The organism is Klebsiella sp. ME-303, assembly GCF_007910085.1.
In the GTDB taxonomy this organism is placed as follows: Bacteria; Pseudomonadota; Gammaproteobacteria; order Enterobacterales; family Enterobacteriaceae; genus Klebsiella; species Klebsiella michiganensis.
In genome coordinates this window covers 25,322-34,497 of sequence record NZ_VOJB01000094.1, presented here as the reverse complement: position 1 = coordinate 34,497, position 9,176 = coordinate 25,322, and the positions used below count along the sequence as shown (strand labels likewise).

The following is a 9,176-nucleotide window of genomic DNA, read 5'->3' as shown; positions in this document are numbered from 1 at the left end:
CAACGCGCGTTTCATCTGCGCCTGGGTAATTGCCCCTTTCTGCATGCCGCGAAGGGGGCCGATACGGTCGGGCTTATCGCTGCCTTTTACCGCGTCGCCATAATCATTGGCCAGATTGGAGAGGATTTGTAATAAACCGGCGGTGATGATGGCCAGCAGGGCAACCCAGGGATCGAAGCTGCCCTGATGCCAGGCAAGCGCGGAGCCGACAATAATGGCGGCAAAGGCCAGAGGTAACGTTTTGGGGCGCAGGCTTTCCAGCCAGGCCTGGGTGCGAGTGATAGCGTGTTCGGTCATAAGTCCCGGCCAATAAAAAATGGGGCTCTACCCTTCATACTTCAAGCTGCAGATGCGTTGGCGACGCGCATTCACCCCAGGCACTGCCGGGATAAATGAGGGCCCTCAGCCAACGGCTGCCTTCCCACAACTCGAATTATTTAGGGTATCTATAGCCCCATCTATAGTGATGAAAATATATTGAACCGGATTATAAGATAAAACGGCTCAGGTCTTCATCTGCCACCAGAACATCCAGATGCTTACCGACATATTCCGCATCGATGGTGACGGTTTGGCCATTCATTTCGCTGGCATCGTAGGAGATGTCTTCGATCAGACGCTCCAGTACGGTATGCAGACGACGCGCACCGATGTTCTCGGTGGTCTCGTTGACCTGCCACGCGGCCTGAGCGATACGCTTGATGCCATCTTCCGTGAACTCGATATTGACGCCTTCGGTGGCCATCAGCGCTTTATACTGCACGGTGATGGACGCGTTCGGCTCGGTCAGGATGCGCTCGAAGTCGTGGGTGGTGAGCGCTTTCAGCTCAACGCGAATCGGCAGACGACCCTGCAGCTCCGGGATTAAGTCAGACGGGCTGGCTACCTGGAACGCGCCGGAAGCGATAAACAGAATATGATCGGTTTTCACCATGCCGTGCTTGGTGGAGACGGTGCAGCCTTCAACCAGCGGCAGCAGATCGCGCTGTACGCCTTCGCGGGATACGTCCGGGCCGGAGGAGTTGCCGCCGCGCTTACAGATTTTATCGATTTCGTCGATAAACACGATACCGTGCTGCTCAACGGCGTCGATGGCATCCTGCTTCAGCTCTTCCGGGTTGACCAGCTTCGCCGCTTCTTCTTCAATCAGCAGCTTCATCGCGTCTTTAATTTTCAGCTTACGCGGTTTTTGCTTCTGGCCGCCCAGGTTCTGGAACATGGACTGCAGCTGGCTGGTCATCTCTTCCATGCCCGGAGGGGACATGATTTCAACGCCCATCGGCGCAGCAGCGAGATCGATCTCAATCTCTTTATCATCGAGCTGACCTTCGCGCAGTTTTTTACGGAAAGACTGACGCGCGGCGGACGGTTCCTGAGGCTGTTCAGCCTGGCCCCAGTTGTTTTTCGCCGGCGGGATCAGCACGTCAAGGATGCGCTCTTCCGCCAGTTCTTCCGCACGATAGCGGTTTTTGTCGATGGACTGCATGCGCACCATTTTGATCGCCGCATCGGTCAGATCGCGGATGATGGAGTCCACTTCTTTACCAACATAGCCCACTTCGGTGAATTTCGTCGCTTCAACTTTGATGAACGGCGCGTTGGCAAGCTTTGCCAGACGACGGGCGATTTCCGTTTTACCGACGCCGGTCGGGCCGATCATCAGAATGTTTTTAGGCGTGACTTCGTGACGCAGCTCTTCGTTGAGCTGCATACGACGCCAGCGGTTACGCAGAGCGATGGCGACGGAGCGCTTGGCTGCGTCCTGGCCGATAATGTGTTTGTCCAGTTCGCTGACAATTTCGCGTGGGGTCATTTCAGACATGGGAGATCCTTACGCTTTAGACGGTAATTCTTCGATGGTATGGAAGTGGTTGGTATAAATGCAGATATCACCTGCAATATTCAACGCTTTCTCTGCGATATCGCGTGCGCCCATATCGGTATTTTCCAGCAGGGCGCGAGCCGCGGCCTGGGCGTAAGGACCGCCGGAGCCGATAGCAATCAAATCGTTTTCTGGCTGCACCACGTCACCGTTACCGGTGATGATAAGCGATGCGTTTTCGTCAGCCACGGCCAGCAGCGCTTCCAGCTTGCGCAGCATGCGGTCGGTACGCCAGTCTTTCGCCAGCTCAACGGCGGCCTTTACCAGGTGGCCCTGATGCATTTCCAGCTTACGTTCAAACAGTTCGAACAGCGTGAAGGCGTCAGCGGTGCCGCCCGCAAAGCCGGCGATCACTTTGTCGTTGTACAGGCGGCGCACTTTTTTGACGTTGCCTTTCATTACGGTGTTGCCCAGCGTGGCCTGGCCATCACCGGCAATAACGACATGGCCGTTACGGCGAACACTTACAATTGTAGTCACGAGCAGACCCCTTGGTTGCAAAAGCGGAATAGGGGCCCCGCGGTTACGCGGGGCAGAATGCAATTATAGATGGGGGGGATTTTGAGGGTTTCAACCCCTGGCGGCGAGACGAATGCAGTTTGCGTGTCCGGCCATTTTCAGCCGTTCAATCATATTGCTGGCGTTTTCTTTGCCTTTCAGCGGCCCAATTACCACGCGGTTCCAGCCGTTATTGGTGGTGATGTGCGAGGCGAAGCCTTCAAACGCCAGCTGCGCGCGTACGGTTTCCGCCTGCTCAGCGCCTTTAAAGGAGCCGCACTGGATCATCCAGCTGCGATCGTCTTTTTTCTCCGCGGCGGCGGTTTTTGGCGCCTCTTCAACGCGGGTTACCGGCGCGGCGGCCTGGGTTTTAGGCTGCGCGGTACTGGTATGCGCCGGCGTTTGCAGCAGATCCTGATACGGCTGCTGGTTCGACGCCGTTTGCTTCGGCGGCTGCTGCACCGGTTTCGGCTGCTCGACGGCCCGCGGCTGGGTTCGCGGTTGCTGTACCTGCGTCTGTGTCTGCTGCTGCACCTGCGCGAGCTGCTGCTGCTGAACTAAACGCTGACGCTGCAGGGTCTGCTGGCGCTGCGCCGGGGTTTGTTCATTCCACGGCACTTCGGTCAGCTGCGTAGGCTGCTGACGCATATCGGCCTGCATTTGCGCCAACAGCTGGCGCTGCTCGTCCGTCAGCTGCTCCGGCTTCATGACTTCGCCGCCTGCCGTGGGTTCCGTAGGCGCACGAACGCCGGGCTGACGGCTCTCCAGCTCTTTAATATAGCGCCAGCGCTCTTCCGGCTTCGGCGGGAGGCCGTTGCCAGCGGCCTGGCGATTTTGCAGCGCTTCAGCCTCTTCTTTCTTGTGGTGCGTGATGAAGTACAGTCCACCGATAAAGGCCACCAGCACTGCCGCAGCGATCGCCACCATAGTCGGTGAAACCGCCGAAAGGCCGCCTTGCTTGTTCCTTGAGCTTCGGGTATTGCTCTTTTTGCGCCGCGAAGAAGCCGGTTGGCTGCGGCGTACATAATCTCGTTGTGCCACTATCGTTTCGCTGTCTTATTCGTTTTTCAGCCCGCCATGTTACTTAAGCGGCGGGCCTTTGACCAGAAGGGCAGGCCCGAAAGCCTGAAGGTTATGTTCGGATTTTTCGCGTACTGCCGCGAACGATAAGCTCGCAGTCGAGTAATCGTGAACCGCTGCTGACGCTGTGACCGTGCAGTTGATCCAATAAAAGCAGCATCGCTTCGCGGCCAATATCAAAACGTGGTTGCGCGACGGTCGTCAATGGCGGATCGCAAAATTCAGACAAAGAGATGTTATCGAAACCAATAATAGACAGATCTTCAGGAACTTTCAGGCCGCGACGTTTCGCCAGCGATAATGCCCCCAGCGCCATAATATCGCTATGGCAGAAAACAGCCGTCGGCGGTACCGGCAGCGCCAGCAGCTGTTCGAGGGCGTTGGCGCCGGCTTCATAGGTAAAATTGCCGCGGGCGATATAGTGCGGATCGACGGTTATCCCGCTACGACGCAGCGCCTGGACATAGCCCTGCAGGCGATAATGGCACAGCGGCATCTCTTCCGGGCCGGCGATACAGCCGATGCGGCGATGCCCCAGCTCGTGCAGATAGTTAACGGCGTTAAAGGCGGCGGTGAGGTTATCGATATGCACCGTCGGCAGCTCAAGCTCGGGAGCGAATTCATTGGCCATGACCATCGGCGGCAGATTGCGCTGCTCCTCTACGCCCGCATCGAAGGGCAAACGGGAGCCAAGCAGCAGCATACCGTCGATCTGCTTGGTAATGATCAGGTCGATAAAGGTCTTTTCCTGACGGTTCTGGTGGGCGCAATCGCCAATCAGCACCAGGTACTCCTGTTCCGCCGCGGTGACTTCAATACCGCGAATAATCTCGCTGAAAAAGGGGTCGCAGATATCCGGCACAATCACCAGAATGGTGCGTGACTCGTTGCGCTTCATATTGCGCCCGAGCGATTGCGGTAAATAGCCGACTTCCAGCGCGGCCTGCTCGACCCGGTTACGGGTGCTCTGCGAAACCTTATCGGGATTCATTAACGCTCGGGATACGGTTGCCGTGGAAACGTTTGCCTTTTGGGCAACGTCTTTCATAGTGGCGGCAACGACCTGTTTTTTGGGCTTCACCTGATTTCTCCTCGCTGACTGGCGCAGACACATCCCTGGCGTTCTGACATCAGCAACATTTTTAACAGATAGTACATCCAGAGAGTTACAGAATTTTCATGAAAAACGTGACGATGGTTGAATTTTTCGATCCGCCTCGCAAGAGAAGCCTTAACCTTCAATAGGATCGACGTCCAGAACCCATTTCACTTTTCGCGCTTCCGGCAGCGTGTTAATCAACGCCAGCGTTCCGCTGACGATATGCTGTAGCTGAACGCGCGACGGATGCTGGAGGAGAATTTGCCAGCGCCAGCGGCCGCCACGCTTTGGCGCCAGCGCCGGAACCGGCCCGAGCACCCACAGTTTCTTATCGGCCAGCGGGCTGGCCTGCAGCAGGTTGCGCAGCTGTTGTAAAAAAAGCGGCGCCTGCTGGTTGTTATGATCCTCGGCGCGAATCAGCACGTGGCTGGTCCACGGCGGCAGCTGCATGCTTTGCCGTTCCGCCAGCGCCTGCTCGGCAAACGCGTCGTATCCTTTATAAAGCAGCGTTTGCAACAGCGGGTGTTCCGGGTGGTGGGTCTGCAGGATCACCTCGCCCTGTTTGCCCGCCCGGCCTGCGCGGCCTGAAACCTGCGTGTAGAGCTGAGCGAAGCGCTCCGCCGAGCGGAAATCGGCGGAAAACAGCGCGCCGTCAACGTCCAGCAGGGAAACCAGGGTGACATCCGGGAAGTGGTGCCCCTTCGCCAGCATTTGGGTGCCGATAAGAATGCGCGCGCCGCCGCGATTGACGTCGGCAAGATATTGCTCAAGCGCGCCTTTGCGGCTGGTGGTATCCCGGTCGATACGGGAAATCGGGATAGCGGGAAACAGCGGTCCCAGCGCCTGCTCAAGCTGTTCGGTCCCCAAACCTACCGGTACCAGATGCGTTGAGCCGCAGGAGGGGCACTGGCGCGGAATCGGGCGCTGGCTGTCGCAGTGGTGGCAGCGCAGATGATGCTGAGCCTGGTGCAGCGTGTAGTAGCTGTCGCAGCGCGGACACTCCGCTATCCAGCCGCAGTCGTGGCACAGCAGCGCCGGCGCGAAGCCGCGGCGGTTCAAAAACAGAATCACCTGGTTATCGGCCTGCAGATGCTGGCGCATGCGGCCAATGAGCGCCGGAGACAGTCCGGCCTGCAGCTGCTGGCCCTTTAAATCCAGAACGTGCTGCTGAGCCGGGCGCGCATTGCCCGCTCGTTTAGTGAGCTTCAGCTGGCGATACTTGCCCTGGCGGACGTTATGAAGCGTCTCCAGCGCCGGGGTCGCCGAGCCGAGGATAATTGGAATTTGTTCGCTGTGGGCGCGCCAGACCGCCAGATCGCGGGCGTGATAGCGCCAGCCTTCCTGCTGTTTATAAGAGCTGTCGTGCTCTTCATCGATGACGATGACCCCGAGGTCTTTAAAAGGGGTAAATAGCGACGAGCGGGTACCGATCACAATCGCCGCTTCGCCGTTTTTGGCTTTTAGCCACGCGGAGAGGCGTTCGCTGTCGTTCAGTCCGGAGTGCAGCACTTCCACCGGGGCGCTAAAGCGGTGGCGGAAACGGGCGATAGTCTGCGGCGTCAGGCCGATCTCCGGCACCATCACCAGCGCCTGGCGCCCCTGCGCCAGTACGTTTTCAAGGACGCTCAGATACACTTCCGTTTTGCCCGAACCGGTGATCCCGGCCAGCAGCCAGGCGGAAAAGCTGTCCGAGGCGCTGTGAATCGCGCCCACGGCGGTGGCCTGTTCGGTATTGAGCCGCAGGCGCTCGCCGGGTACCGAGAAGCCCGTGCGCCAGTCGGCGATCGCGGGCGCTTCGCTGGCGAGTTCGGCCAGGCCTTTACCCCGCAGCGCCTGCAGGGCGGCGTCGTTAAATTCGAGTTCGGCAACCTGATGGCGCCAGATCTTGCCCTGACGCAGCGCAGCCAGCGCCTGCTGCTGTTTCGGTGAGCGCTTAAGGCTGTTGATATCAACCGCTTGCCCCTGTTCGGTGGCAAACCAGTACCACATTGGCGCCGCGCTGGCGGGCTTCCCCTGGCGCAGCACGATCGGTAGCGCGTGAAACAGCACATCGCCGATGGGATGATGGTAGTAATCCGCCGCCCACAGCAGCAGCCGCCAGACCGAAGCGGAGAAGACCGGCTCGGCGTCGAGGGCTTCGGCCACCGGCTTAAGTTCGTCGAGCGGCAGTTCGCTGCGCTCACTGACCGCCGTTACGATACCTATCCGCTCCTGCTTGCCGAACGGAACGCGCACGCGACAGCCCGCTTTGACCGGCATACCGTCAGGCAGCAAATAGTCAAAAGTGCGGGGCAGCGGAACGGGCAGGGCAACGTGAGCGACGGGCATTTAATCTTCCTGACTTGAAATCTGGCGGGTTAGTATACACATTGTGATAAGGGCTCGCGGATCAGTTTGCATATGCTGGTCAAATTCTGTATGATTCGCCGCCTTTGATGCGCTTTGTGCGACATCAAAATCTATTACCCGGTAGTGTAATCGCTCCGGGAATTATTAACATCGCGTGGTGTCTGGCGTTAGGGCTGGAAGAGCGACGCGGCCTTAACTGAGGTTCTCCCATGAAAAAAGATATTCATCCGAAATACGAAGAAGTTACTGCTTCCTGCTCTTGCGGTAACGTCATGAAAATCCGTTCTACCGTAGGTCACGACCTGAACCTCGACGTGTGCGGTAAATGCCACCCGTTCTACACTGGCAAACAGCGTGATGTTGCTACCGGTGGCCGTGTTGACCGCTTCAACAAGCGCTTCAGCGTACCGGGTACCAGCAAGTAATTTGCTGAAGAAGCCGCCTCAGGGCGGCTTTTTTGTTTCTCTTGCGCTAAACGCGAGAAAAAAGGGCAGAAGATTTCTTCTGCCCTTTTTTATGGTTTTAGTATTCCCACGTATCCGGGTCGATGCCCAGTTCGCGCATAATCTCTTTCGCCGCTTCCGGGATTTCATCGCTGCGCTCTTTACGCAGGTCTTCATCGTTAGGCAACGGTTGACCGGTAAAGGCATGCAGGAACGCTTCGCACAGCAGTTCGCTGTTAGTCGCGTGCCGCAGGTTATTCACCTGACGACGCGTGCGTTCATCGGTGAGGATTTTTAACACCTTCAGAGGAATGGAAACCGTAATTTTTTTTACTTGCTCACTCTTCTTACCGTGCTCAGCGTATGGGCTGATATATTCGCCGCTCCATTCAGCCATGAGTTACCTTTAATCCTCTATTCATTAGTTAAGGGCCTGAACGCGAGTCCTGGCCATAATTGCGCGTAGTTTACCGTAGAGGGGCGCGTCTGGCACCAAACAAGCCGCTACGGATGTGCGCTAATGCATATAATTTTAACGGCTATTTCCAGTTTGCTCAATCTATACGCAAAGAAGTTTAGATGTCCAGATGTATTGACGTCTATTATAACAATGATTACTCTGAAGCCTGACTTTTCACCGACTCAGCCCAGGAACTCCCCAACATGACGCGTAAACAGGCCACCATCGCAGTGCGTAGCGGTTTAAATGACGACGAGCAGTACGGTTGCGTTGTCCCGCCCATTCATCTCTCCAGCACCTATAATTTCACCGGATTTAACGAACCTCGCGCCCACGACTACTCTCGTCGCGGTAACCCGACCCGTGATGTGGTGCAGCGTGCGCTGGCGGAGCTGGAGGGCGGCGCGGGGGCGGTTCTGACCAATACCGGCATGTCGGCCATTTTGCTGGTCACCACCGTATTTCTGAAACCGGGCGATCTGCTGGTGGCGCCGCACGACTGCTACGGCGGCAGCTACCGCCTGTTTGACAGCCTGGCGAAGCGCGGCTGCTATCGCGTGCTGTTTGTCGATCAAAACGACGAGCAGGCGCTGAGCGCCGCGCTGGCGGAAAAACCGAAGCTGGTTCTGGTCGAAAGCCCAAGTAATCCATTGCTGAGAGTTGTGGATATTGCGAAAATCTGCGGTCTGGCGCGTGAGGCCGGAGCGGTCAGCGTGGTTGATAACACCTTCCTGAGCCCGGCTTTGCAGAATCCGCTGGCGCTGGGCGCCGATCTGGTGTTGCATTCGTGCACTAAATATTTGAACGGCCACTCTGACGTCGTGGCCGGGGTGGTGATCGCTAAAGATCCGGCGACCGTCACCGAACTGGCATGGTGGGCGAATAATATCGGCGTCACCGGCGGAGCGTTTGATAGCTATCTGCTGCTGCGCGGCTTACGTACGCTCTCTCCGCGTATGGAAGTGGCGCAGCGTAACGCGCTGGCGATTGTCGACTATCTGAAATCCCAGCCGCTGGTGAAAAAACTGTACCATCCGTCCCTGCCGGAAAACCAGGGGCATGAGATTGCGGCGCGTCAGCAAAAAGGTTTTGGGGCGATGTTAAGCTTCGAACTGGATGGCGATGAGCAGACGCTGCGTCGTTTCCTGAGCGGGTTATCGCTGTTTACGCTGGCGGAATCGCTGGGCGGCGTGGAAAGTCTGATTTCCCACGCAGCGACGATGACCCATGCGGGCATGGCGCCTGAGGCGCGTGCGGCCGCCGGGATCTCAGAAACGCTTCTGCGTATTTCGACCGGTATTGAAGATGGTGAAGATTTAATTGCCGACCTGGAAAATGGCTTCCGGGCAGCAAACGAGGAATAAA

General features: G+C 57.4%; 9 protein-coding genes. 2 read left to right on the top strand and 7 right to left on the bottom strand.

Annotated elements, in window-relative coordinates; translation table 11 throughout:
* From menA to priA, 6 genes are all read right to left on the bottom strand, one after another.
* Positions 1-297: 1,4-dihydroxy-2-naphthoate octaprenyltransferase (menA, locus tag FQK12_RS27755; RefSeq protein ID WP_261393146.1), on the bottom strand; the 297-nt coding region annotated here is incomplete at its 3' end.
* Positions 298-487: 190 nt separating this feature from the next.
* Positions 488-1,822 carry an HslU--HslV peptidase ATPase subunit gene (hslU, locus tag FQK12_RS22625; protein ID WP_004127247.1) on the bottom strand — a complete coding sequence of 445 codons (1,335 nt, stop codon included), beginning with the start codon at positions 1,820-1,822 and terminating at the stop codon, positions 488-490.
* Positions 1,823-1,831: 9 nt separating this feature from the next.
* Positions 1,832-2,362: an ATP-dependent protease subunit HslV gene (hslV, locus tag FQK12_RS22620; RefSeq protein ID WP_004107530.1), complete on the bottom strand. Its 531-nt coding sequence runs from the start codon at positions 2,360-2,362 to the stop codon at positions 1,832-1,834.
* A gap of 90 nt (positions 2,363-2,452) precedes the next feature.
* Entirely contained in the window at positions 2,453-3,421 is a 969-nt protein-coding gene (gene ftsN / locus FQK12_RS22615) for a cell division protein FtsN (protein ID WP_071846047.1), read from the bottom strand.
* A gap of 91 nt (positions 3,422-3,512) precedes the next feature.
* Positions 3,513-4,541: a DNA-binding transcriptional regulator CytR gene (gene cytR, locus FQK12_RS22610; RefSeq protein WP_004856005.1), complete on the bottom strand. Its 1,029-nt coding sequence runs from the start codon at positions 4,539-4,541 to the stop codon at positions 3,513-3,515.
* Between the two features lie 150 nt (positions 4,542-4,691).
* Positions 4,692-6,887 (bottom strand): primosomal protein N', encoded by a 2,196-nt coding sequence (gene priA / locus FQK12_RS22605; RefSeq protein ID WP_014227428.1) that lies wholly within the window; start codon positions 6,885-6,887, stop codon positions 4,692-4,694.
* A 230-nt stretch (positions 6,888-7,117) separates the two neighbouring features.
* Between priA and rpmE the strand changes: the two genes are divergently transcribed.
* Positions 7,118-7,333: a 50S ribosomal protein L31 gene (rpmE, locus tag FQK12_RS22600; RefSeq protein WP_004107543.1), complete on the top strand. Its 216-nt coding sequence runs from the start codon at positions 7,118-7,120 to the stop codon at positions 7,331-7,333.
* Positions 7,334-7,430: 97 nt separating this feature from the next.
* Here the strand turns inward: rpmE and metJ are convergent, their stop codons facing one another.
* Complete coding sequence (metJ, locus tag FQK12_RS22595; RefSeq protein ID WP_004107547.1) at positions 7,431-7,748, bottom strand: met regulon transcriptional regulator MetJ; 318 nt, start codon at positions 7,746-7,748, stop codon at positions 7,431-7,433.
* A 266-nt stretch (positions 7,749-8,014) separates the two neighbouring features.
* Between metJ and metB the strand changes: the two genes are divergently transcribed.
* Positions 8,015-9,175 (top strand): cystathionine gamma-synthase, encoded by a 1,161-nt coding sequence (gene metB, locus FQK12_RS22590; protein ID WP_014227429.1) that lies wholly within the window; start codon positions 8,015-8,017, stop codon positions 9,173-9,175.
* Position 9,176: the final 1 nt, after the last annotated feature.

Coding starts and splice junctions, on each gene's coding strand:
- hslU (WP_004127247.1), bottom strand. CDS start 1,822: ATGTCTGAAATGACCCCACGCGAAATTGTCAGCGAACTGGACAAACAC.
- priA (WP_014227428.1), bottom strand. CDS start 6,887: ATGCCCGTCGCTCACGTTGCCCTGCCCGTTCCGCTGCCCCGCACTTTT.
- rpmE (WP_004107543.1), top strand. CDS start 7,118: ATGAAAAAAGATATTCATCCGAAATACGAAGAAGTTACTGCTTCCTGC.
- metJ (WP_004107547.1), bottom strand. CDS start 7,748: ATGGCTGAATGGAGCGGCGAATATATCAGCCCATACGCTGAGCACGGT.
- metB (WP_014227429.1), top strand. CDS start 8,015: ATGACGCGTAAACAGGCCACCATCGCAGTGCGTAGCGGTTTAAATGAC.